Annotated in this window: 20 protein-coding genes; 17 read left to right on the top strand and 3 right to left on the bottom strand. The window is 56.1% G+C overall.

The features are described 5' to 3' along the window. Positions 1-42: 42 nt before the first annotated feature. From ACR0D7_RS00715 to ACR0D7_RS00665, 11 genes are all read left to right on the top strand, one after another. Positions 43-3,462 (top strand): indolepyruvate ferredoxin oxidoreductase family protein, encoded by a 3,420-nt coding sequence (locus tag ACR0D7_RS00715; protein ID WP_480677316.1) that lies wholly within the window; start codon positions 43-45, stop codon positions 3,460-3,462. Positions 3,463-3,542: 80 nt separating this feature from the next. Continuing rightward, positions 3,543-4,421 carry a lysophospholipid acyltransferase family protein gene (locus ACR0D7_RS00710; protein ID WP_480677315.1) on the top strand — a complete coding sequence of 293 codons (879 nt, stop codon included), beginning with the start codon at positions 3,543-3,545 and terminating at the stop codon, positions 4,419-4,421. 8 nt (positions 4,422-4,429) lie between these two features. After that, complete coding sequence (gene murI, locus ACR0D7_RS00705; protein ID WP_170381238.1) at positions 4,430-5,239, top strand: glutamate racemase; 810 nt, start codon at positions 4,430-4,432, stop codon at positions 5,237-5,239. A 94-nt stretch (positions 5,240-5,333) separates the two neighbouring features. Next, positions 5,334-6,362: an N-acetyl-gamma-glutamyl-phosphate reductase gene (gene argC / locus ACR0D7_RS00700; protein ID WP_480677314.1), complete on the top strand. Its 1,029-nt coding sequence runs from the start codon at positions 5,334-5,336 to the stop codon at positions 6,360-6,362. Between the two features lie 7 nt (positions 6,363-6,369). Beyond that, the gene (gene ccmE, locus ACR0D7_RS00695) at positions 6,370-6,816 is read left to right on the top strand and encodes a cytochrome c maturation protein CcmE (RefSeq protein ID WP_480677313.1); all 447 of its coding nucleotides are present in this window, start codon (positions 6,370-6,372) and stop codon (positions 6,814-6,816) included. A 114-nt stretch (positions 6,817-6,930) separates the two neighbouring features. Continuing rightward, complete coding sequence (locus ACR0D7_RS00690; protein ID WP_480677312.1) at positions 6,931-7,542, top strand: holin-associated N-acetylmuramidase; 612 nt, start codon at positions 6,931-6,933, stop codon at positions 7,540-7,542. Further along, entirely contained in the window at positions 7,533-8,114 is a 582-nt protein-coding gene (locus ACR0D7_RS00685) for a holin family protein (protein WP_480677311.1), read from the top strand. Before ACR0D7_RS00690 ends, ACR0D7_RS00685 begins: the two co-directional genes overlap by 10 nt. 161 nt (positions 8,115-8,275) lie before the next feature. Next, a complete protein-coding gene (locus ACR0D7_RS00680; protein WP_480677310.1) occupies positions 8,276-8,974 on the top strand; it encodes a YrbL family protein in 699 nt (232 codons plus the stop codon). Positions 8,975-9,152: 178 nt separating this feature from the next. Further along, positions 9,153-11,117 carry a heme lyase CcmF/NrfE family subunit gene (locus tag ACR0D7_RS00675; protein WP_480677309.1) on the top strand — a complete coding sequence of 655 codons (1,965 nt, stop codon included), beginning with the start codon at positions 9,153-9,155 and terminating at the stop codon, positions 11,115-11,117. Further along, complete coding sequence (locus ACR0D7_RS00670; RefSeq protein ID WP_170570103.1) at positions 11,114-11,569, top strand: cytochrome c-type biogenesis protein; 456 nt, start codon at positions 11,114-11,116, stop codon at positions 11,567-11,569. Before ACR0D7_RS00675 ends, ACR0D7_RS00670 begins: the two co-directional genes overlap by 4 nt. A 72-nt stretch (positions 11,570-11,641) precedes the next feature. Then, positions 11,642-12,418, top strand: a complete 777-nt coding sequence (locus ACR0D7_RS00665; protein ID WP_480677308.1) for an enoyl-CoA hydratase-related protein — start codon at positions 11,642-11,644, stop codon at positions 12,416-12,418. A gap of 5 nt (positions 12,419-12,423) precedes the next feature. Here the strand turns inward: ACR0D7_RS00665 and bmt are convergent, their stop codons facing one another. Next, complete coding sequence (bmt, locus tag ACR0D7_RS00660; protein ID WP_480677307.1) at positions 12,424-13,440, bottom strand: betaine--homocysteine S-methyltransferase; 1,017 nt, start codon at positions 13,438-13,440, stop codon at positions 12,424-12,426. Between the two features lie 121 nt (positions 13,441-13,561). Then, positions 13,562-13,882 (bottom strand): DUF1476 domain-containing protein, encoded by a 321-nt coding sequence (locus tag ACR0D7_RS00655; protein ID WP_170381228.1) that lies wholly within the window; start codon positions 13,880-13,882, stop codon positions 13,562-13,564. 187 nt (positions 13,883-14,069) lie between these two features. Between ACR0D7_RS00655 and purC the strand changes: the two genes are divergently transcribed. From purC to ACR0D7_RS00625, 6 genes are all read left to right on the top strand, one after another. Further along, positions 14,070-14,825 (top strand): phosphoribosylaminoimidazolesuccinocarboxamide synthase, encoded by a 756-nt coding sequence (gene purC / locus ACR0D7_RS00650; protein ID WP_170381227.1) that lies wholly within the window; start codon positions 14,070-14,072, stop codon positions 14,823-14,825. A 304-nt stretch (positions 14,826-15,129) separates the two neighbouring features. Next, positions 15,130-15,360 (top strand): phosphoribosylformylglycinamidine synthase subunit PurS, encoded by a 231-nt coding sequence (gene purS / locus ACR0D7_RS00645; RefSeq protein ID WP_170381226.1) that lies wholly within the window; start codon positions 15,130-15,132, stop codon positions 15,358-15,360. A 22-nt stretch (positions 15,361-15,382) separates the two neighbouring features. Beyond that, positions 15,383-16,051, top strand: a complete 669-nt coding sequence (gene purQ / locus ACR0D7_RS00640) for a phosphoribosylformylglycinamidine synthase subunit PurQ (RefSeq protein ID WP_480677306.1) — start codon at positions 15,383-15,385, stop codon at positions 16,049-16,051. Positions 16,052-16,174: 123 nt separating this feature from the next. Then, entirely contained in the window at positions 16,175-17,866 is a 1,692-nt protein-coding gene (locus ACR0D7_RS00635) for a sensor histidine kinase (protein ID WP_480677305.1), read from the top strand. A 12-nt stretch (positions 17,867-17,878) separates the two neighbouring features. Continuing rightward, on the top strand, positions 17,879-19,213 hold the full coding sequence (locus ACR0D7_RS00630; RefSeq protein WP_170381223.1) for a sigma-54-dependent transcriptional regulator: 1,335 nt from the start codon (positions 17,879-17,881) through the stop codon (positions 19,211-19,213). Positions 19,214-19,728: 515 nt separating this feature from the next. Continuing rightward, positions 19,729-22,569, top strand: coding sequence for an Rne/Rng family ribonuclease (locus ACR0D7_RS00625; RefSeq protein WP_480677304.1), 2,841 nt, complete (start codon positions 19,729-19,731; stop codon positions 22,567-22,569). Between the two features lie 53 nt (positions 22,570-22,622). Here ACR0D7_RS00625 and ACR0D7_RS00620 read toward each other — a convergent pair whose 3' ends face one another. Next, positions 22,623-22,856: a sulfurtransferase TusA family protein gene (locus ACR0D7_RS00620; protein WP_170381767.1), complete on the bottom strand. Its 234-nt coding sequence runs from the start codon at positions 22,854-22,856 to the stop codon at positions 22,623-22,625. Positions 22,857-22,917 lie beyond the last annotated feature (61 nt).

Below are 22,917 nucleotides of genomic sequence, written 5' to 3'. Positions count from 1 at the left end.
GGAGCGTAAATAGCACACTAATCTGACGACGGGAGGCGTCTGATGAGTCAGCCATTAATATCTCTGAATGACCGTTTCGATTTGGAAAAGAGCCCCATTCTTTTGAATGGAACGCAAGCGCTCGTCCGCCTGATGCTAATGCAAAAGGCGCGGGACACGCAGGCAGGGCTAAACACTGCAGGATTGGTAACTGGCTATCGCGGGTCTCCGTTAGGTGCCGTGGATCTGCAGATGACGCGCGCACAAAAGCAGCTGACTGAAAGTGACGTGACATTTCAGTACGGTTTGAACGAGGACCTGGCCGCCACCGCGTTATGGGGCAGTCAGCAAGCCGGCTTGCGCGGGGACGGACGCTTTGATGGTGTGTTTGGCCTATGGTACGGCAAAGGGCCGGGGGTTGACCGGTCCGGCGACGTGATGCGCCACGCCAATATGGCTGGCACCGCCAAACATGGCGGGGTTCTGATGGCTATGGGCGACGACCATACCGGAGAAAGCTCCACCGTTTTGCATCAGTCTGAATGGTCTCTGGTCGATATGTATATGCCGGTTGTCAGTCCGGCCGGGGTGCAGGAGATTCTGGATTACGGCATCTACGGTTTTGCGCTCAGCCGGTTCTCGGGGCTTTGGGTCGGTCTGAAGACAATGAAGGACACGATCGAGGTCACATCGGTTGTGGACGGCAGTTTCGACCGCATGAAACTGATCACGCCGGAATTCGACATGCCTGAAGGGGGGCTTAATATCAGGCTAGGCGATACCCCGCACCTGCAGGAAGGGCGGATTATCGACTACAAGCGGTTCGCTGCAGAGACGTTTTCGCACGCTAATAAAATGGACAAACGCATTTGGGGTAAACCAGGTGCAAAGATCGGGTTTGTCGCCGCAGGTAAAAACTGGCTGGACCTGTCTCATGCGATGTCGCTGTTGAATATCGACGCTGAAGAGGCCGAGAGGTTGGGGATCACTACCTACAAAATCGGCCAGACTTTTCCGTTGGATATGACGGGTTTCCACGATTGGGCCGAGGGGTTGGACCTTATTGTGATCGTGGAAGAAAAACGAAAATTGATCGAGGTTCAGGTCAAAGAAGCCATCTTTGATGATCGCAGAGGTCGCCGTGTTTATGGTTGGTACAAGGGTGGAGCGGGGACTCTGCACCGCGAGGAACTGTTCCCAACCCGTGGTGCGCTGGATCCGAATATGATCGCCGAAAAACTGGGTGAAATCCTGATCGAAGAGGGTCGTGAGACCGATGGCATTCGCGCGGGTTTGCAAAAACTGTCCGAGGCGCGCCGAGCAGACAATGCCGAGGAAATCGCTACGCGCTTGCCGTATTTCTGTTCGGGTTGCCCTCATAACAGTTCGACCCGGTTGCCGGAAGGCAGCCGCGCCTACGCGGGGATTGGTTGCCACTACATGGTTCAGTGGATGGATCGTGAGACGACAGGCTTCACCCAGATGGGTGGCGAAGGCGTGAATTGGGTTGGAGAGGCGCCGTTTTCGACCACGAAGCACGTGTTCCAGAACCTTGGAGACGGGACATACAACCACTCGGGTGTGCAGGCAATTCGAGCCGCCTTGTCGGCGGGTACGAATATAACGTTCAAAATCCTGTTCAACGACGCGGTTGCCATGACCGGCGGGCAAGAAAATGAAGGCGGGCTGACGGCAGAGCGTATTGTGGCCGAAGTCACAGCCATGGGCGTACAGCATGTCGCCGTGGTTTATGACGAAAAGGAAGACGTAAACTTCAAGGATCTGCCCTGTGGTATCGAAACATTCGAACGCGCCGAGTTGATGCGAGTGCAAGAGCGGTTTCGTGAAATCGAGGGCGTCTCTGTAATTGTCTACATTCAGACCTGCGCAGCCGAGAAACGTCGGCGACGCAAACGTGGGACTTTTCCGGACCCCGATAAGCGCGTGTTCATTAACACTGACATCTGTGAGGGCTGCGGTGATTGCGGTGTGCAGTCGAATTGCGTCTCAATCGTGCCCAAGGAAACGGAACTTGGCCGCAAACGTGCGATTGATCAGTCTAGCTGCAACAAGGACTTCTCTTGCCTAAACGGGTTCTGCCCATCGTTTGTTACTTTGGAAAGTGCGCAAATCCGCAAGGAGGCTACGACAGATATTGATCTACCAGATCTGCCTGATCCTGTTCTGCCCGAAATCAAAGGCACCCATAACGTTGTCATCACCGGGGTTGGTGGCACAGGGGTGGTGACTTTGGGTGCAATTCTTGCGCAGGCGGCGCAGATCGACGGCAAAGGCGCCGGCATGATGGAAATGGCCGGGCTGGCCCAAAAGGGTGGTGCAGTGCACATCAATTGCCGTTTGGCAAACAAGCCAGAAGATATCAGTGCGATTCGAGTGGCTACAGGCGAGGCTCATGCTCTGATTGGTGGCGATTTGGTCGTCTCGGCTGGGGCTAAGACACTGGGTCTGACGCGCACCGGGCAAACCGGTGCAGTCGTCAACAACCATGAGATTGTCACCGGAGAGTTCACCCGCGATACCGAGTTCCGTATTCCGGGGGATCGACTTGAACTTGCCTTGCAGGCAAGATTGAAAGACGGATTGTCCATGTTCGATGCCACTGAACTGGCGCGCGCTGTGATGGGGGATTCGATCTATTCGAACATGATGGTTTTTGGCGCGGCGTGGCAACGGGGCCTGTTGCCGGTTAGTCATCAAGCAATTGTCGAGGCCATCGAGTTAAACGGAACCGCGATTGAGCGAAATAAGCGTGCCTTCGACATCGGACGCTGGGCGGTTCTGCATCCGCAGGAAGTCGCGACAATTCTTGAGCCTAATGTTTCCGACATGCCGAAAACGTTGGAACAAAAAATCGACTTCCGCGCGCAGCATCTGACCGCGTATCAAAGCGGCCGCTTGGCCAAACGCTATCGCAGGTTGGTGGAGACGTTCGAAGATGAAGCCATCCGCGAAGCCGTGGCAAAAGGGTATCATAAGCTGCTGTCCTATAAGGATGAATACGAAGTCGCCCGGTTGATGCTGGACAGCAGGGAAAAGGCGGCAACCGAGTTTGATGGGGATTTCAAAATGACGTTCCATCTGGCTCCGCCCATCCTTGGAGGGACCGGACCGGACGGGCGGCCACGTAAGCGCGCATTTGGGGAGTGGATGCTGAAGCCGATGAAGCTTTTGGCAAAGCTGAAAATCCTGCGCGGAACACCGCTGGATATTTTCGGTTACAGCCCAGAACGGCGGATGGAGCGTGCTTTGATCAAGCAATATGAGCATGATATCAAAGAGGTAACGCCTCTTGTTACACCGCATACGCGTGACGCGGTTATAGCGCTGGCGAAGTTGCCATTGGATATTCGCGGGTTCGGACCAGTGTTGCAGGCGAATGAGGCCAAAGCAGCCAAACGCCGTGAGGAATTGCTGGCAACCATAAGGGGCGGAGGGCCGGAATTGCGCGCCGCGGCGGAATAATTCGTCACGGGCTTGTCACTAAACCTAGGCAAAATTGCTGCCTGCACATAATTTGCAGGCAGCAAACCTCGGAGATTCGAATGCCCTCGCGCCGTCATGTCGCTCGTGACATTTCCTACGCCCATTCCGCCGAGACCAAAAGCGGGCGGATGGTGATCAAAGTGATGGAGAATGCCACGGGCCGCTTGCGTTTGATCAAGCGCGCGGATGGGTACGAAAAAGAGGTCGCCAAGGGGCAAGATTTCTGGTCGGTGATGGTTGGCAGATATGGTCTGTCGCTGGACGTGGTCGGCGGGTCGCTGTCGAACATACCAAGAGACGGGCCTCTGATTTTGATCGCCAATCATCCTTATGGCATTCTCGACGGGATGATGTTGGGGCACATGCTGTCTCAGACGCGTGGCGATTTCCGCATTCTCGCGAACCATGTATTCCGTAAAGCCGAGGATCTGGACCGGATTATTCTGCCGATCTCGTTTGATGACACGAAAGAGGCGGTGAAGTTGAACTTGGATACCCGTAAAACTGCGCTGAATTACCTGAGCGAGGGTGGGGCAATTGGTATTTTCCCCGGCGGTACGGTCAGCACGGGGGCAAGACCCTTCTCGCACCCGATGGATCCGGGCTGGAGGGGCTTTACCGCACGTATGGTGGCGAAGTCGGACGCGACGGTTATTCCGGTTTTCTTCGATGGCCATACTTCGCGTTTGTTCCAGATTGCCAGTCATTTGCACAGCACTCTGCGCATGGGGCTGTTGATAAAAGAGTTCAAAAAACGTGTGGATACGCCGGTCAATGTGGTGGTCGGAGAGCCCATTGGCCGTGACGTTCTGGACCCGCTGGCCAAGGATACACGTAAGATGATGGATTTCTTGCGCAAAGCCACGTATGAGCTGTCTCCGACGCCGTTGAAGTCTTATGACTACGGCTATGAATTCGAGGAACGGCATCGCGCCTAAAGGGGAAAATGGCAGTAGGCATTTTTGATTCTGGTTTGGGCGGTTTGACCGTTCTTGACGCCGCGCAGAAACGTCTGCCGGACGTGGATTTCCTGTATTATGCGGATAGCGCCCATGCGCCATACGGTGTGCGCGACTCCGAGAACATTTATGATCTGACACGGCGTGCGGTCTATGACCTGTGGAGCCGGGGATGTGATCTGGTGATTCTTGCCTGTAACACCGCGAGCGCTGCGGCGCTGCGTCGGATGCAAGAAGATGGCGTTCCGGAAGGCAAACGTGTTTTGGGTGTCTTTGTACCTCTTATCGAAGCACTGACCGAACGGCAGTGGGGTGATAACAGCCCACCGCGTGAGGTTGCTGTCAAACATGTGGCCCTGTTTGCAACGCCTGCCACGGTTTCTAGCCGCGCATTTCAGCGAGAGTTGGCGTTCCGCGCCATTGGCGTGGACGTTGAGGCGCAGGCATGCGGCGGTGTTGTAGACGCGATCGAAGACGGCGACATGATCCTCGCCGAGGCGCTCGTGCGCAGCCATGTGGATGCATTGAAACGCAAAATGCCCGAGCCTCAGGCCGCTATTCTTGGCTGTACGCATTACCCGCTTATGGCAGAAGAATTTCAGGCCGCATTGGGCGCGGATGTTCAGGTGTTCAGCCAGGGGGCCTTAGTTGCCGAAAGTCTGGCGGACTATCTGGAGCGCCACCCGAACATGCAGGGCAATGGTAAGGGTGGTTTTCTGACTACGGGAAAGCCGACCTTTGTCAGTGACCGGGCGACGCAGTTCCTCCGACGACAAATCACGTTCGAAGCTGCCTGACTTAGGTCAAGGACGCAGCCGCGCATTCTACTTTATTCGAAGACCGTCACATCGGCGGTCGTGACATGTGACACTATGAATGAAGAGGTCTGTCATGACCCATAAAATCGCAATTCTGGGTGCTTCCGGCTATACCGGCGCCGAACTGGTTCGGCTGATCGCCGAGCACCCGAACATGGAAATCACCGCTCTGGCCGCTGAGCGTAAGGCAGGCATGTCGATGGCGCAGGTCTTTCCGCATCTGCGCCATATGAAATTGCCTAACCTGTGCAAAATCTCCGCGATTGATTTTTCACAGATCGACCTGTGTTTCTGCGCCTTGCCGCATAAAACCAGCCAAGAGGTCATCCGCGACCTGCCGAAGGACCTGAAGATCATTGACTTGTCTGCAGACTTTCGGCTGCGTGACCCGGAAGAGTACGAAAAATGGTATGGCAACCCGCACAGCGCCTTGGAGCAGCAGGAAGAGGCTGTTTACGGCCTAACCGAGTTTTATCGGGATGACATCCGTACTGCGCGGCTGGTTGCTGGTACTGGATGTAACGCAGCGACCGGGCAGTATGTGCTGCGGCCTCTTATTTCAGCGGGTGTCATTGATCTGGATGATATCGTTCTCGATCTGAAATGTGCCGTGTCGGGCGCAGGTCGGGCGCTAAAGGAAAACTTGCTGCACGCAGAGCTTAGCGAAGGCTATAATGCTTATGCCGTGGGTGGCACGCATCGTCATCTGGGTGAGTTCGATCAGGAGTTCTCGGCGCTGGCAGGCCGGACTGTGCACGTGCAGTTCACGCCGCATCTGATTCCTGCCAACCGGGGCATTCTGGCGACCACCTATGTCAAAGGTGATCCGGCTAGTGTGTATGAAACGCTTGCCAATGCTTATGAAAATGAACCGTTTATACAGATGTTGCCGTTTGGAGAAACGCCATCGACCCACCATGTGCGCGGTTCGAACTTCTGCCATATCGGTGTTGTCGGCGACCGGATCGAGCGCCGCACCATCGTAATTGGCGCCTTGGATAACCTGACAAAAGGTAGCAGTGGGCAAGCATTGCAGAACGCTAACTTGATGTTAGGTGAGGATGAAACCGCGGGCCTGATGATGGCCCCGTTGTTCCCATGAGGATGAAATGAAAACGCTCAAGAAACGCCGTCGTGTCCAAGTCATTCTGCTGGCTGTCGTGGCCCTCGCTATGGCCACGGGGTTGATTGGATATGCGTTACAGGACGGCATCAACTTTTTCCGTTCGCCCAGTCAGGTAATCGCCGAACCGCCTAAGCCGACCGAAGTGTTCCGTATTGGCGGTCTGGTCGAAGAGGGTTCGATCATTCGGGGGCAGGGTGAGACTGTACACTTCACGGTGACCGATGGCGGAGAAAGCGTGAAGGTGGCGTTCACCGGAGTTCTGCCTGATTTGTTCGCAGAAAACCAGGGTATGGTTGGCACGGGTTCCTATGTGAATGGTGTGTTTGAGGCGACTGAAATCCTTGCAAAACACGATGAGACATATATGCCGAAAGAGGTTGTTGACGCTTTGAAAGAGCAAGGCGTTTACAAGGAAGGCGGCGAAAGCTGATCTTAGCTTTCTGAACGAGTTGATTGACAGGGCGTTGCGCAGGCGGCGCCCTTTCTCATGATCGGACATTAACTCAATTGCCCCAGCGTTTGCCGAAAGACAAGCGGGGGTGCGATGCAGACGGTACGACAGATTGCAACTGACATTGTTGCGCGTGAGGGTGGATTTGTAGACGACCCAGACGATCCCGGCGGCGCGACAAAGTACGGCGTAACCATTCACTCCATGCGAAAACTGGGGCTAGACCTAACGGGTGATGGCGCGATCGACAGTTCTGATGTCCGAATGTTGAGTAAGTCTCAGGCCGTCGAATTGTTCGTACGGCATTATTTTGAATGGCCCCGGTTGGACCTTTTGCCGGTTGAACTGCAAGCATCTGTCTTTGACATGTATGTGAATGCTGGCAACCAGGCAGTAAAAATCCTGCAACGCCTACTTGGCGAGATGGGGTTTGGTGTCGTCGTTGACGGGATTGTCGGCCCCAAGACAGCACTTGCCTGTCAAGGCGCAGCTAACCCTGAACCAATTGCCTTGCGCGATGCGTATAGTGTCGCGCGGCGAAACTACTATTTCAGGTTGGCCGATCATAGGCCCGCGTCCCGAAAATACGCTCGTACGCGGGCGGGGGGAAAGGGGGGCTGGATACTTCGTGCCGAAGAATTTGTTTCCCAGGAATATCACCTGAGTGACGCGGAATTTAAACGGAGGGTTGCTGGATGGGATTGATCTCAAGCGTATTTGCGTTTCTGTTTGGCGACGGTCGAAACGCCGTGCGGGAGACCGTTGAAATATTCCGAGAAAACTCGGAAAGCGGGGCGAAGCGCTCTCTAGCTTTGCAACAGCAGGCGATGTTCCAGTTCGGCGAAGAATTCAAAGCTCCGCAAAAGGGTGCGTTTGATCGTTTCATAGATGGTTTGAACCGTCTGCCCCGTCCAGCGATGGCGATTGGCACACTTGGCCTTTTTGTTGCGGCTATGGTTGATCCGATCTGGTTTGCCGCGCGGATGCAGGGTGTCGCGCTTGTGCCCGAACCTCTATGGTGGCTATTGGGGGTTATCGTATCGTTTTATTTTGGGGCGCGGCATCAAGCCAAAGTGCAGGAGTTGCAACGGGAGATAACCGCCACGATGCAACGCACGCCTCAGGTTCTCGAAAACTTGCAGGCTTTGAAAAACCTGCGCAGCAACATTGTTGGTGTTGCTGATCCGGGATCAGATGCGAAATTGCTTCAGCACCTTTCAAGTGCGGACGAAAACCCTGCTTTGGAGGATTGGCGCCGCTTGCGACGGGGTCAATAAGCGGGCTTGCTTAAGAACAATGGTGCCTGAAACGCATGTCGATACCGGCATTGGACCCTTTGCGAAAACGTTGCCTATCAAGGCCCATAACCCCTCACATCACAACACGACCCTGTGTGACCTGGTACACTTCAATATATTGAAAACACAAGTAACCCAGCATGGAAAAGCTGGCGACACTTACCGATTTCATAGACCTGAGTTCATTTGAGAAAATCGCAAATGGCAAGCAGCGCAACATATATCTGGTTCGGGGGAAAGACGTCGGTTTGCCCGACGGAAATCAGCGATTTGTCTTGAAAGTCCCCCGGCGGCAGGAACGTCTGCAGCGGCTTTCATCGGCGAAGCGCTTGCTCAGGAAAATCTACCCAGCAAGTTCATTGCGCGTCATTCGCAAGGAAGCAGAATATTGGAAAGCGGTCAGCTGCCGGTGGAACAGGGAATGGGGACCGTTTCCATTCCCGCAATTTGTAGGCTTCGTCGAAACGTCAGAAGGTACCGGGGCTTTGTGGAACGCGGTCTGCGACCATCAGGGAAATCTGGCACCTCAGCTAAAGGACTTTGTCGACAATAACGATGTCACCGGCATGTTGGATGCATTAAACCAATTTGTCAGACTGTGTATGACCCGGCACATTGTGGCGACAGACCTGCAATATCGGAACGTTGTTTTCGGAACAGAACTTGATCGGACTCAGCTGTTTCTGGTCGATGGGTTTGGTGATCATCGTATGGTCTCGTTCCGGAGGGTTTCAAAGTCGTATAACCGAAGCAAACTGGTTCATTCCTGCCAAAAACTGGCCCGGCAGACCAATCTGTGTTTTCAACCTGAAACAGGCGTGTTTTCACTAAGTGACTGACTGCGTGCTGTAAATTCTTCCCTTAAGCTGGCTGATTGGCTCGGGCGCGAGCGAAAGACTCGCAAAATGTGATGTCTATCATTTAACTGAGGCTTTATTTCGAGGCGCGACACTATGCTCGCCCCAAAGGGGCGAAAGTGATTAGCGCTGCCCTCGGAACAGGATTATACCCGGGGCCATGATTACAGAACTTGGCCATTTTGCCCTGATCCTCGCTTTCCTGGTCGCTATCGTACAGTCGGTGGTGCCGCTGATAGGTGCCGCCAAACGATGGCCCGGTTGGATGAGCTTTGCCGAACCCGCCGCGATAATCCAATTTTCGCTGGTGGCCTTTTCATTTGGCGCGCTTGTCTGGGCGTTTGTGACGTCGGATTTCTCATTGCGGGTGGTGGTTGAAAACAGCCATTCCGCCAAGCCGATGCTCTACAAAATCAGCGGCACTTGGGGAAACCATGAAGGGTCCATGTTGCTGTGGGTGTTGATCGTGGCTGTGTTTGGCGCGATGGCCGCATTCTTTGGCGGTGGCCTGCCGCCGACGCTGAAAGCACGGGTATTGGCCGTTCAGGCATCGATAGCCGTGGCGTTCTATGCATTCATCCTGTTCACATCCAATCCGTTTGAGCGGCTGGTCGTGGCGCCTTTCGATGGGCGAGACTTGAACCCGTTGTTGCAAGACCCCGGCTTGGCCTTCCATCCACCGTTTCTGTATCTGGGATATGTTGGTCTGAGCATGGCGTTCAGCTTTGCCGTGGCCGCCCTGATTGAAGGCCGTGTCGACGCGGCCTGGGGGCGCTGGGTGCGCCCGTGGACGTTGGCTGCCTGGATCTTCCTGACCATCGGGATCGCGTTGGGGTCGTGGTGGGCGTATTACGAACTTGGCTGGGGCGGTTTCTGGTTCTGGGATCCGGTTGAAAATGCCTCGTTCATGCCCTGGCTTCTGGCTGCTGCGTTGTTGCACTCGGCCATCGTGGTCGAAAAACGTGAGTCGTTGAAAAGCTGGACTATTCTGCTGGCGATCATTGCGTTCGGGTTCTCGCTTATTGGTACGTTTATCGTACGCTCGGGGTTGCTGACCTCGGTGCACGCCTTTGCCAATGACCCAGAACGTGGCGTCTTCATCCTTATCATTTTGATCTTCTTTATGGGCGGTGCGCTAACGTTGTTTGCGGCTCGCGCTCAGGCGATGGAAGCAAAGGGTGTATTCGGAATGGTCAGCCGCGAAAGTGGTTTGGTGCTGAACAATATTCTGTTGGCCGTCAGCTGTTTCGTCGTCTTTGTTGGTACGATGTGGCCAATGGTGGCCGAGATGGCGTTTGATCGCAAACTCTCGGTCGGGGCGCCGTTCTTTAACGCCGCGTTTACGCCATTCATGGTTGCCTTGGGTATCGCTTTGCCTGTGGGCGCGATGTTGCCGTGGAAGCGCGGGAAGATTGGCAAAACAGCTTATAAACTGCGCTATGCCTTTGTTCTGGCCGTCGCTCTGGCGCTCTTGGTTTGGGCAATGCAATCAGGCCGCAGTGCACTTGGGCCGGTCGGCCTGTTTCTTGGCGCATGGATCGCCTTCGGTGCCGCCATTGACTTGTGGAGCCGTACTGGTCGCAAGGGCAATTTCAAACGCCTATTCCGCCTGCCGGGTGCCGATTGGGGTAAGGCTATTGCACACACAGGTCTGGGTGTGACCATGTTCGCCATCGCCGGCCTGACAGCGTGGGAGGTCGAAGACATCCGCGTTGCCCAGCCCGGTCAGCCGTTCGAAGTAGGGCAATTTACACTAACGTTAAAAGACGTTCGGGACGTGGACGGGCCGAACTATTTCTCAACGACGGCGGATGTGCTGGTCGAGCAGGATGGACGGCTAATTGGGACTCTGCACCCCGAAAAACGCAACTATCCGGTGGCGCGTATGCCAACGACCGAGGCGGCGATCGATTATCGTTTCCTGCGCGACCTTTACGTCGTGATCGGCGATCAGCAGGCAGATGGTGGTTGGGTCATGCGTACGTATATCAAACCGTTTGCCAACTGGATCTGGGCCGGATGTATTCTGATGTCTTTGGGCGGTTTGCTCAGCCTGTCGGACCGCCGGTTCCGAGTTGCAGCCGGAGCGCGTAAGGCACCAACGGGAGGAGTGCCTGCGGAATGAAACGCCTAATTCTGATTTTTGCGCTTATCGCTTCGCCTTTGTTTGCAGTTCAGCCCGACGAAGTTCTGGATGATCCGGTGCTGGAACAGCGCGCCCGTGACCTCAGCACTGGTTTGCGCTGCCTTGTCTGCCGCAATGAAAGCATCGACGAAAGCAATGCGGAACTGGCCCGCGACCTGCGCCTGCTCTTGCGCGAGCGTCTGGTTGCTGGGGACACGGACCAAGAGGCGATTGCCTTCATCGTGGATCGCTATGGTGAATATGTTCTGCTGAAACCAACCACCTCCGGCTCAAACCTTATGCTGTGGTTGTCCGGCCCCATCATGCTTCTGATTGCTGCAGGCATGGGCTGGAGCTTTTTGCGGAAACGATCTCGGGTACAGGCCGAGGGCGAAAAGGATGCGCTCAGCGAGGCTGAAAAGGAACGCCTGCGTCAAATTCTCGAAGACTGACCCTGGGTTCAGCTTTTCCTTCCCCTCCATTTCCGTCAGGGTTCCGTAAAGCTTCGACTTGGGGAGGGGTTCATGGAATACAAAACGATCCTGTTGGGCATCACGGACGATTTGGCGGTTGTCACACTGAACCGGCCCGACAAGATGAATGCCATGACGGTGCAGATGCGCGCCGAAGTTACCCACGCTATGAAACAGGCGGCACGTCATGCGCGGGCGATCGTTTTGACCGGGGCTGGCTCTGCCTTCTGTTCAGGTCAGGACCTGGGTGACGCTTCTAGCACCGGCAAAGTTGATTTGGAGCGCACGCTGCGTGACGAGTACGAACCGATGCTCGAAACGATCTACGACTGTCCGGTGCCTACCATTGCAGCGGTAAACGGGGCCGCAGCCGGGGCGGGTGCAAGCCTTGCGTTATGTGCAGATGTGGTCATCGCGACTGAAAGCGCTTACTTTCTACAGGCTTTTGCCAGGATCGGCTTGTTGCCAGATGCAGGTGGCACATGGTTCATGCCGCGCCAGATGGGGTTTGCCAAGGCAATAGGGGCGGCCTTGTTTGCTGACAAGATTACTGCCCGACAGGCTGATAACTGGGGCTTGATTTGGGAGGCCATACCGGATGACGAATTTGACAGCCACTGGCGCGAGAGGGCGACCTATCTAGCCCAAGGTCCAACCGCCGGGTTTGGAGCAATTAAACAAGCGATACGTGGAACCTATGAGAAAACGCTGGCACAGCAATTGGCGCTAGAGGCTCATTTGCAGGGAGAGTGCGGGCGTAGCCGAGATTTTGCCGAAGGTGTCGTGGCCTTCATGCAAAAACGCCCCCCGAATTTCGAGGGGCGCTGAATGATTTATGCGCGGCGGCGGCGACGTGTACGCCGCTCGGGCGCTGCGGCATCGTCGCCTGTGCCATCTGAGGCCGACGAAAACGGCCCCAGAGCATCGGTGATCTGATCCAACGTTGGGCGTGACCCGCGCGGTGCAGTGTCTAGCGCTTTGCGCATTTCCCGAAGGTGGGCTGGCATGGTACCACAGCAACCGCCGATGATGGTGGCACCCGCGTCCCGAGCCATGGTTGCGTATTGGCCCATCAATTCTGGCGTTCCGTCGTAGTGAATGTGACCATCCACGTATTTCGGAATGCCGGCATTCCCTTTTGAAATCACCGGGCGCTCTGTCCCTTGCGCTGCAAAGCCGAGCACGGTGCGCAAAATGTCGGACGCGCCGGTGCCGCAGTTGGCCCCAAAGGCAACCGGCGGGTTGGGCAGGGTTTCGACCAGTTGTGCCAGATCGGCCGAGGTGACGCCCATCATGGTACGCCCGGCGGTGTCAAAGCTCATGGTGCCACACCAGGGCATATCAGCCAGGGCAAAGGCTTCGGCCGCTGCGCGAAATTCTTCTGGGGCGCTGATGGTTTCCAGCCACAGAACGTCGGCACCACCCGCTTTGAGCGCGTCAGCCTGTTCGTGGAACATTTCAACCGCGGCGGCGTGTGACAGCGCGCCGACTGGTTCCATGATCTCGCCTGTCGGGCCGACTGACCCGGCCACGACAACTGTACGTCCGGCTTTGTCTGCAACTTCCCGACCCAGTTCAGCACCGATACGGTTCAATTCGGCCACGCGGTTCTGGGCGTCATGCAGTTTCAGCCGTGCCGATGTGCCTCCGAAGGTGTTGGTCAGAAACAGATCGCTGCCCGAATCGACCGAGCCTTGATACAGAGCCCGAATTTTGTCAGGAGCGTCCACATTCCAAAGTTCCGGCGCGTCGCCCGATTGCAGGCCCATGTTGAACAGATTGGTTCCCGTAGCCCCGTCAGCCAGAATGGCGTCTTTGGCCTCCAGAAGGTTACTGAGCGCGTTTGTCATTGGGTGTTCCAAATTTTGACCCTTGGGGTCGATAAAAACAGAGACGCCCCGTGTCTCACGACCGGAGCGTCAAAGCAAACTCATAATTCTCATGAAGATCATGAGATATGCGGCTTATGCCTTAAATTTCGGCTTCGGCCATCACCTGTTCTTTGGCTTCAACCAAAAGCTCGGCCATCTTTTCACGAATTTTCGCTTCGTCAGCCAGGTCGCCCAAATAGCCCTTAACAGCTTCGACGACGTCATCTTCGCTGACATTTTGAAGGTCGGTATGCACAAGCTCCTGACCGTAAGCCCGGGCTTTTTCAACGGTTTCGCCTTTCAGCGTCGAGGCCCAGACGGCCATGAACCGGTTGCGGCGCATCCGTGCGATGAACTGCATCTTTTCGTCATGCGCGAATTTGTTTTCAAACGCGGCTTCACGCTCATCAAATGTGGTCATTGGTTGGGGACCCCTTGGATTACAACTTCTTTCCCGATGATATGACTATACGACAGCCGGTTCGCAAGGTATTTGCGCTGCGTCAAAGCCTCTCGGGTCAGCGAACTTGCGGGAAAGGGGGGCTTGCACTATGAGGACGCCAACGAGATGGGAGTCTTTCCCTCTCAGCAGACTGGAAGGGGCCCCGATGGCGCGTCGCAAGAAAATCTACGAAGGTAAGGCCAAGATTCTGTATGAAGGCCCCGAGCCGGGCACTATCGTGCAGTATTTCAAGGATGACGCCACTGCGTTCAACGCGGAAAAAAAGGACGTGATCGACGGTAAGGGCGTATTGAACAACCGTCTGAGCGAGTTCTTTATGAACGGCTTGACCCAAATCGGCGTTCCGACCCACTTTATCCGTCGCTTGAACATGCGCGAACAGCTTGTGCGTAGCTGTGAGATTGTGCCTTTGGAGGTCATCGTTCGCAATTATGCCGCCGGTTCTATGTCAAAGCGTCTTGGCATTGCTGAAGGCACGCAGTTGCCGCGTCCGATTGTCGAGTATTGCTACAAGGACGATGCTTTGGGTGATCCATTGGTCACCGAGGAGCACATCGCCGCCTTCGGTTGGGCCAGTCAGCAGGATATGGACGATATCCTGAGCCTGGCGCTGCGGGTGAATGATTTCATGAGCGGTGTGATGCTGGCCGTTGGTATCCGACTGGTCGACTTCAAGATCGAGATTGGTCGTGTTTACGAAGGCGACTTCCAGCGTCTGATCATTGCTGACGAAATCAGCCCCGATAGCTGCCGCCTGTGGGATATCGAAACCGGGCAGAAGCTGGACAAAGACGTGTTCCGTCGCGATTTGGGTAGCCTGACCGACGCGTATTCCGAGGTCGCGCGGCGCTTGGGCGTATTGCCCAAGAGCAACGTCAGTAAGCCGACGCTGATCAATTAACCAGCTTCGCTCACTATCAAGTTAGTCAAAAGCGCTGTTCCTCTGAGGCGGCGCTTTTTTCTTTTTTGGGGCGGGGAAGGGTTACCAGCATCATGGTCATAAATCTTGTGGCTCGGCGGTAAGATTGGGCCGCTGGGTACGTCCAGAACGTTCGCCGCCTAAGTAACTGAACTGATCGACGGTTATTGCGTGCTGCATTTGCCACAAACTCTTCGCAAACAGGGTTGTTCAAAGCACGTAAGCACGTTATCCCCCGCGCAACGGAACGGGCCGGTAACCGAGGCCCTCAGCTGGAGTTGCAGGAATGAAAGCACGGGTGCATGTGATGCTGAAGAATGGGGTCCTCGACCCGCAGGGTGAGGCCGTGCGGCACGCATTGGGTGCCATGGGCTTCGATCAGGTCGAAGGCGTGCGCCAGGGCAAGGTGATTGATCTGGAGCTAGCCGAGGGTGCGACCGAGGCGGACGTCACCAAGATGTGCGAAAAGCTGTTGGCCAACACGGTCATCGAACGCTACGAAATCGAACTGGTCTGAACCTAATTCCGGAGGGCCCGCCATGCGCGCAGCTGTCATCGTATTTCCAGGCTCTAACTGTGATCGGGATTTAGCCGTCGCGTTTGAACAGGCGGGATTTCAGGTCGATATGGTCTGGCACAAGGACGCCACGCTGCCTGAGGGCATCGACATCGTGGGCGTGCCGGGCGGATTTTCGTATGGTGACTACCTGCGCTGTGGCGCGATTGCTGCGCAGTCGCCGATCTGCAAGGCCGTGGTCGAGCATACAAACCGTGGTGGCTATACCGTGGGGATTTGCAACGGTTTTCAAATCCTAACCGAAACCGGAATTCTGCCCGGTGCGCTTTTGCGAAACGCAGGTTTGAAATACATCTGCAAAACCGTTGGCCTCAAAGTGGAAACCAGCGAAAGCGCCTTTACCCAAAGCTATAACGCTGGCGACGTGATCGATATTCCGATTGCCCATCATGATGGAAACTATTTCGCTGATGAGGGCACATTGTCCACGCTGCGTGAACAAGACAGAATCGCCTTTACCTATTCCGAGAATCCCAACGGGTCGGTCGGTGACATTGCCGGAATTCTGTCAGAAAACCGCAGAGTTCTTGGAATGATGCCGCACCCCGAGCGGGCAGCAGATGTTGGGCACGGCGGAACAGACGGGACGGCATTGTTCCGCGCATTGTCCGGTGTTCTCGCACCTGCGTGACTTGAGGTTGTACCAATCCCCGCGTAATTTCCGGGGATGAGTTCTAAAATTCGCTCTGGCTGGTCCATTCTGACAAAACCATTTCGCGGCGCTCCTCTGGGGTGGCGTTTGCGACTTGCGGTCATGGCCCTGTTAGTGGCGGCCGTTGCCACGGTATGGGTCACCAACCGATTGCTGACGGACAGGTTCACCGAGTCGACTCGCAACCGGGCCGAGGTGCGACTGGCGCTTTATTCTGGGAACCTGCTGAGTGAGCTGCGCCGAAACGCAATTGTGCCGCAGCTTCTTTCACGCGATCCCACGCTTATCTCGGCACTTCAGTCCAGCGATTATACTTTATCAACTCAGCGTCTGATTTCCTTTGTGGAAGAGATCGGAGCAGCCTCTTTGATGTTGCTGGATGGAGATGGGCGCACGGTTGCGTCCACTGATCGAAACCGGCTGGGCCAAGCACACAGAAGTTCACCATATTTTATCGATGCGGTCCGCTCGAACGCGACCATTTTTACGGTGATTCCCAAGGAATCAGGCGGTTATAGTTTTGTCTATTCGCGCCGGATGGAAGCCAACGCCGAGATACTCGGCGTGATTGTGGTTGAAGTTGACTTGCATAAATTCGAACTGGCCTGGGCTGGGGTTTCCGATGCCATTATGGTCACCGACAGCACCGGCACCATTATCCTGTCGACCGAGCCGCAATGGAGGGGGCTTGAAGAAACCGAAGCGATGCTGCGCCAGCCGCCTCAGGGGGCCATCCAGCGCGCGATCCGGGCGACCACCGACTGGACCGCCTTGCCGCCGGATGCTTATTTGCAGGGTGAGGCGGTGATGCGGATGGAGACGCGCGTTCTATTCCGCGGGTGGAAGATGGCATCTTTCACGACCTACGCCTCAATCCGCGAGAAAGTGAACAGCGTGCTCGCGCTTGAGATTATGGGTTTTGCGATTCTGTTGGCGCTGGCTTTCTATGCGCTCAGCCGTCGTGCGACGCTGCGAATGACATTGTTCCAGCGTGAGTCGGCAGAGCTTCGCGCATTGAACATGCGGCTACAGCGGGAAATCGCTGAGCGGGAACGGGTTGAAAAAACACTGGAAGTTGCCGAGCAGACGCTGGCGCAAAGCTCGAAACTGGCCGCATTGGGTGAGATGTCGGCCGCTGTCAGTCACGAGTTGAACCAACCGCTGGCTGCAATGAAGACCTATCTGGCGGGCGCGCGTTTACTATTGCGCAGAAACCGCCCCGAAGAGGCGCTGGCCAGCTTTGGCCGCATTGATGGACTGATCGAGCGGATGGGCGCCATCACACGGCAGCTCAAGTCTTATGCACGCAAAGGTGCGGACGCGTTTTCTCCTGTAAATCTTGGGGACGCGTTGGCTTCGAGCTTGTCGATGATGGAGCCACAACTGCGTCAGCGACATGTTAAAATAACTCAGATATTGCCTGAGGAACCCGTTATAGTGTCGGGGGATCGCATGCGGATCGAACAGGTTATGGTGAACCTCTTGCGAAATGCGCTGGACGCCACCAAATCTGTATCAGAGCCGGATGTGGAGATTATTCTGGCGGCGGGCGATACGGCGGTGCTGACAGTTCGTGACAATGGGCACGGGATCGAAAACATCGAGAGCCTGTTCGAGCCCTTCTACACGACCAAGCAGCCCGGAGATGGGGTCGGTTTGGGGCTTGCTATCTCATCCGGTATCGTGAACGACCATGGAGGACGGCTGACCGCACGCAACAGCCAACAGGGCGGCGCGGTGTTCGAGATGCAACTGCCGATACTGGGAAGCGACGGCCTTGAGGCCGCTGAATAACGAGGAATGACTATGGCACAGGCCATGAAAATTGCCATTGTGGATGACGAACAGGACATGCGCCAGTCGATCAGTCAATGGCTGGCGCTTTCGGGATATGACACTGAAACCTTCTCTAGCGCAGAGGATGCGCTTAAGGTGCTTGGTCCTGAATATCCGGGTATTGTGATCTCGGACATCAAGATGCCGGGCATGGATGGCATTCAGTTGCTAAAGAAATTGATGGGGGCCGACAGTACCCTGCCGGTCATAATGATTACCGGTCACGGGGATGTTCCTATGGCGGTTGAGGCGATGCGCGTTGGCGCGTTCGACTTCTTGGAAAAGCCTTTTAATCCGGATCGGATGTCTGAATTGGCCAAACGCGCCAGCAACGCGCGCCGTTTGACACTGGACAACCGGGCGCTGCGGCGTGAGTTGTCCGGCGGCACCCAGATCATGAACAAGCTGATCGGAGCCAGCCCCGTGATGGAGCGTTTGCGCGAGGATATTCTGGATCTTGGGCAGGCCGATGGTCACGTACTGATTGATGGTGAGACAGGAACCGGAAAGACGCTGGTGGCGCACGCCTTGCACGCTGTGGGCAGTCGGGCGGGCAAAAAGTTCGTTCTGGTATCCTGTGCGGCATTGGAAGAAGAGGCGCTGTCGAAGCGTCTATTTGGACCGATGATGCCAGAGGATTCACAATTGCCGGCGATCGAAGAGGCCCGGGGGGGCACTCTGGTTCTGGAAGATGTCGAAGCGCTGAGTGATACACTGCAGGCTCGATTGCTGAGTGTCATGAATGAACAGGGCACACCGGCCGAAACACGGATCGTTGCGATTTCGAACCTGCAAGAGGCGGGTAAGACCAGCGAGGACGTGCTGCGCCCGGACCTGTTTTATCGTTTGGCCGCCTTGCGGATCACAATGCCGCCACTGCGTCAGCGCGGAGAGGATATCTTGACGCTGTTCACCCGTCTCAGCGAGCAGTTTGCTGAGGAATATGGTTGTGATGCCCCGCAAGTCACGGCACAGGAGGCGGCGCAGCTATTACAAGCACCGTGGCCAGGCAATGTGCGCCAGTTGATCAACATTGCCGAACGGGCTGTGCTGCAATCGCGGCGTGGATCAGGGACGATTGCGTCCTTGCTGATGTCAGATCATGAGGAAATGCAGCCCGTGATGACGACTGAGGGCAAGCCGTTGAAAGAATACGTCGAAGCCTTTGAACGGATGCTGATCGACAACACGATGCGCCGTCATAAGGGCTCGATTGCGTCGGTGATGGAAGAGCTGTGCCTGCCGAGACGCACGTTGAATGAAAAAATGGCGAAGTACAGTCTGCAGCGTTCGGACTACCTGTAATCGCAGGCGAGGGGGCCAGCCCCCTCTCTTGACCCTTTGGGTCAATTCACTCCCCCGGGATATTTTTAGCCAGATGAAGATATACCCGAGCCCCTGACAGCATCGCGTTGCAGTTTGCCCATTGTCTTTTCCACAGGACTGCCTTTATGGTGTCAGGACGGGCCGGGCGGTTCCACGCCCCTAAGCCCCGAATTCTTGAGTTTCGCTGCTTTGCCGCAGATGGCGATGACCTCCACGAGGCAAAGCAGACCGATTGCGCCCCAGTTTGGGGCAGTTGAACGCCTGAGCCCGCAAGAGTGGGCGAAAGGAATAAATGGGCAGGCAGCGGCACTCCGCGCCTGTCGGAGAAGAACCGCGATGACGCGCGCGCAACGATTGACTATACGGGCAGGGGGCCACAGTGCCAGACCCTGCCGCGCGCCGTCTGAAATCGCCCTGACAAGACACCACCCCAAGAGCGCCTGTCCCCCCGGACGGGTAAGGACAACGCGTTTGGCGCGGTGCACCAAGGACACATGGCTAAGAAAATGCTTATCGATGCCACCCACGCGGAGGAAACCCGCGTCGTGGTGGTCGACGGAAACAAGGTCGAGGAGTTCGACTTTGAATCCGAAAACAAACGCCAGCTTGCTGGCAACATCTATCTTGCAAAAGTAACACGGGTTGAGCCGTCGCTGCAGGCGGCGTTTGTTGATTACGGCGGGAACCGGCACGGTTTCCTGGCGTTTTCAGAGATTCACCCGGACTATTACCAAATCCCCGTCGCCGACCGTGAGGCGTTGATGGAGGAAGAGCGCGCTTATGCTGAGGCGATGAAAGCGCGGGATGAAGTGGACGAGCCCAAGCCGAAAAAGCGCCGCTCGCGGTCTCGGACCAAGGCGGCGGATGTAAAGTCGGATGACGTTGTCGAATCCATCGAGGTATCGGCGGAGCCGACCGGCATGGAAACCATTGATCTGGATGAGGGCGAAGAGGGGGCCGATCTGTCGGTTCCGGAGGGCACCTCGCCGATGGATCATGTCGCCGAGACGCCGGTAGAAGAACCCGTCGATGAAGCGGATGGCGCGGCCGAGGCTGATACGCCCGTTGTGGAAGCAGAAGACGCTGTTGCAGAGCAAGAGACAGCCACTGATGACGCTGCAACGGCGGAAGCATCTGATGCCGAGGAGGCAGCACCCGAAGATGTACCGTCTGAAGGTGAGCCAGCAGAAGATACGGTCGCATCCGAGGAGGTCTCGGTAGAAACTCAGGCGGAGGCCGAAGAAGCACAGGCATCAGAGACTGAGGCCAATGAAGACGGCGCTGACGATACCGACGAGTCCGAGGAAGCCAAGCGGTCGGACGCCTCCGCCAAGGATGACAGCATCGAGTCGGTGGCCGATGAGGATGACAGCGAGGACATTCGTCCGCCGCGCAAACCGCGTCCACGTCGCTACAAGATTCAAGAAGTTATCAAGGTCCGTCAGGTCCTGTTGGTTCAGGTCGTCAAAGAAGAGCGCGGCAACAAGGGTGCGGCTCTGACCACGTACCTGTCGCTGGCGGGCCGTTACTGCGTTCTGATGCCAAACACCGCGCGCGGCGGCGGGATCAGCCGCAAGATCACCAACGCGCCCGACCGAAAAAAGCTAAAGGAAATCGCAGCAGAGATCGACGTGCCGTCCGGTGCCGGTCTGATCATTCGGACAGCGGGTGCCAAACGCACCAAGTCTGAGATCAAGCGCGACTATGAATATCTGCAGCGCATGTGGGAACAAATCCGCGAACTTACGCTAAAATCCATTGCGCCAGCGAAAATCTACGAAGAAGGCGACCTGATCAAACGCTCGATCCGCGATCTCTATAACCGCGACATCGACGAGGTTTTGGTCGAGGGCGATGGCGGTTATCGCATCGCCAAGGACTTCATGAAGATGATTATGCCGTCCCACGCCAAGAACGTGAAGCGGTACGAGGACGCGTTGCCTCTGTTTGCGCGCTATCAGGTGGAAAGCTACCTGACCGGCATGTTCAACCCGACGGTGCAGCTGAAATCCGGTGGTTATATCGTGATCGGCGTAACTGAGGCACTGGTGGCGATTGACGTGAACTCGGGGCGGGCGACCAAGGAAGGTTCGATCGAGGAAACCGCCCTCAAGACCAACCTTGAGGCCGCCGAGGAAGTGGCGCGCCAATTACGCCTGCGCGACCTGGCCGGTCTGATCGTCATCGACTTTATCGATATGGACGAGCGCAAAAACAATGCGGCTGTTGAAAAGCGTCTGAAGGACAAGCTGAAGACCGACCGAGCGCGCATCCAGATGGGCCGGATTTCCGGGTTTGGTTTGATGGAGATGAGCCGCCAGCGCCTGCGCCCCGGTATGCTCGAGGCGACGACGCAGCCTTGCCCGTCCTGTCATGGCACAGGTCTGATCCGCTCGGACGATAACATGGCGCTGACCATCTTGCGTCAGATCGAAGAGGAAGGCACCCGTCGCCGTTCGCGCGAGGTTCTGGTGCGCTGCCCGGTCAGCATCGCAAACTTCCTGATGAACCAGAAGCGCGAACATATCGCTCAGATCGAAGCACGCTATGGTCTGTCTGTTCGGGTCGAGGGTGACGTGCATCTGGTCAGCCCGGATTTCTCGATGGAGAAATTCAAAACCGCCAGCCGCATCGTGCCCGAGGCTAGCGCGCCAGTCGTATCCGTAGATGCCTCTCTAATGGATTTGGTGGACGCTGACGAGGATGAGGCCACCGAAGAAGAAACCGTTCAGGCGGAAGAGGAGGCCAAGCCCAAGCGCAAGCGTCGCCGCCGTCGCCGGAAGAAGAGCAACGGCTCAGGTGAGGCGACGGAAGGGAATACCGAAGAGGGTGAAGCTGAAGTTGAGGCGACGGAAGATACCCCATCTGAGGCCGAGTCCGAAGAGCCTGCAGCAGAAGAAAAACCCGAGAAGCCCAAGCGCCGCCGTGCGCCGCGCCGTCGTAAGAAGGACGTGGAACAGGTAGAAGCGGCAGAGGAAAACCCTGCCGAAAACGAGTCCTCGTCAGACGAACAACCAGCGGAAGAGGCCGCTGAAACGACCGAGGACGCCGTTGCCGAGGATGTTTCAGCAAAGCCTGCGCCGGAACCGGCTGAGGAACAGCTTGAAGTGGTTTCAGAAGAACCAGTTTCAGAAGAAGTTAAAACGACTGATGCTGAAAAGGTTTCTGTACCCGAGCCCGAAGGAGTTGCCGAAGCTGAGGAGGTTGAGGTGGCACCACAGGAGCCAATGGTAGAAATGCCCGAACCCGTTCTGGAAGTTGTGGCCGAAGAGCCCGAGAAACCAAGCGAACCGCCCAAGCCGAAACGGCGCGGTTGGTGGTCATTGGGACAGTAGAAACGAAAGGCGGGCTTTTTGCCCGCCTTTTTTTGACCACAGGTAATTCAGCCTCAGCCCGCCTTTTGTATCAGATAGACTTGATGGCCGTCCGCTTCCTCTTGGGACAAAAGTTGATGGCCACTTTCGACACAGAAATGCGGAACATCAATGATCGCGGCAGGGTCGTCAGCCAGCACGCGTAAAGTGGCCCCAGCGGGCATGGATTTAAGGCGTTTTCTGGCTTTCAGGACGGGCAAAGGACAGAGTAGTCCCAGCGCGTCGAGTGTTTCTGTGGGGTTCGACATAAAGCCCAGATATTTCCACTTTGATGCCGTGTCCAGCGTCCAAGCACGGGGATGTGACCGA

This window comes from Ruegeria sp. BB7 (genome assembly GCF_056539365.1).
Note: the sequence above shows the minus strand (reverse complement) of the source record. Positions and strands in the feature narration are given on the sequence as shown.

Excerpts from the sequence above, each read along its gene's own strand:
- ACR0D7_RS00715 (WP_480677316.1), top strand. The coding sequence starts at position 43 with ATGAGTCAGCCATTAATATCTCTGAATGACCGTTTCGATTTGGAAAAG.
- ACR0D7_RS00710 (WP_480677315.1), top strand. The coding sequence starts at position 3,543 with ATGCCCTCGCGCCGTCATGTCGCTCGTGACATTTCCTACGCCCATTCC.
- murI (WP_170381238.1), top strand. The coding sequence starts at position 4,430 with ATGGCAGTAGGCATTTTTGATTCTGGTTTGGGCGGTTTGACCGTTCTT.
- argC (WP_480677314.1), top strand. The coding sequence starts at position 5,334 with ATGACCCATAAAATCGCAATTCTGGGTGCTTCCGGCTATACCGGCGCC.
- ccmE (WP_480677313.1), top strand. The coding sequence starts at position 6,370 with ATGAAAACGCTCAAGAAACGCCGTCGTGTCCAAGTCATTCTGCTGGCT.
- ACR0D7_RS00690 (WP_480677312.1), top strand. The coding sequence starts at position 6,931 with ATGCAGACGGTACGACAGATTGCAACTGACATTGTTGCGCGTGAGGGT.
- ACR0D7_RS00685 (WP_480677311.1), top strand. The coding sequence starts at position 7,533 with ATGGGATTGATCTCAAGCGTATTTGCGTTTCTGTTTGGCGACGGTCGA.
- ACR0D7_RS00680 (WP_480677310.1), top strand. The coding sequence starts at position 8,276 with ATGGAAAAGCTGGCGACACTTACCGATTTCATAGACCTGAGTTCATTT.
- ACR0D7_RS00675 (WP_480677309.1), top strand. The coding sequence starts at position 9,153 with ATGATTACAGAACTTGGCCATTTTGCCCTGATCCTCGCTTTCCTGGTC.
- ACR0D7_RS00670 (WP_170570103.1), top strand. The coding sequence starts at position 11,114 with ATGAAACGCCTAATTCTGATTTTTGCGCTTATCGCTTCGCCTTTGTTT.
- ACR0D7_RS00665 (WP_480677308.1), top strand. The coding sequence starts at position 11,642 with ATGGAATACAAAACGATCCTGTTGGGCATCACGGACGATTTGGCGGTT.
- bmt (WP_480677307.1), bottom strand. The coding sequence starts at position 13,440 with ATGACAAACGCGCTCAGTAACCTTCTGGAGGCCAAAGACGCCATTCTG.
- ACR0D7_RS00655 (WP_170381228.1), bottom strand. The coding sequence starts at position 13,882 with ATGACCACATTTGATGAGCGTGAAGCCGCGTTTGAAAACAAATTCGCG.
- purC (WP_170381227.1), top strand. The coding sequence starts at position 14,070 with ATGGCGCGTCGCAAGAAAATCTACGAAGGTAAGGCCAAGATTCTGTAT.
- purS (WP_170381226.1), top strand. The coding sequence starts at position 15,130 with ATGAAAGCACGGGTGCATGTGATGCTGAAGAATGGGGTCCTCGACCCG.
- purQ (WP_480677306.1), top strand. The coding sequence starts at position 15,383 with ATGCGCGCAGCTGTCATCGTATTTCCAGGCTCTAACTGTGATCGGGAT.
- ACR0D7_RS00635 (WP_480677305.1), top strand. The coding sequence starts at position 16,175 with ATGGCCCTGTTAGTGGCGGCCGTTGCCACGGTATGGGTCACCAACCGA.
- ACR0D7_RS00630 (WP_170381223.1), top strand. The coding sequence starts at position 17,879 with ATGGCACAGGCCATGAAAATTGCCATTGTGGATGACGAACAGGACATG.
- ACR0D7_RS00625 (WP_480677304.1), top strand. The coding sequence starts at position 19,729 with ATGGCTAAGAAAATGCTTATCGATGCCACCCACGCGGAGGAAACCCGC.
- ACR0D7_RS00620 (WP_170381767.1), bottom strand. The coding sequence starts at position 22,856 with ATGTCGAACCCCACAGAAACACTCGACGCGCTGGGACTACTCTGTCCT.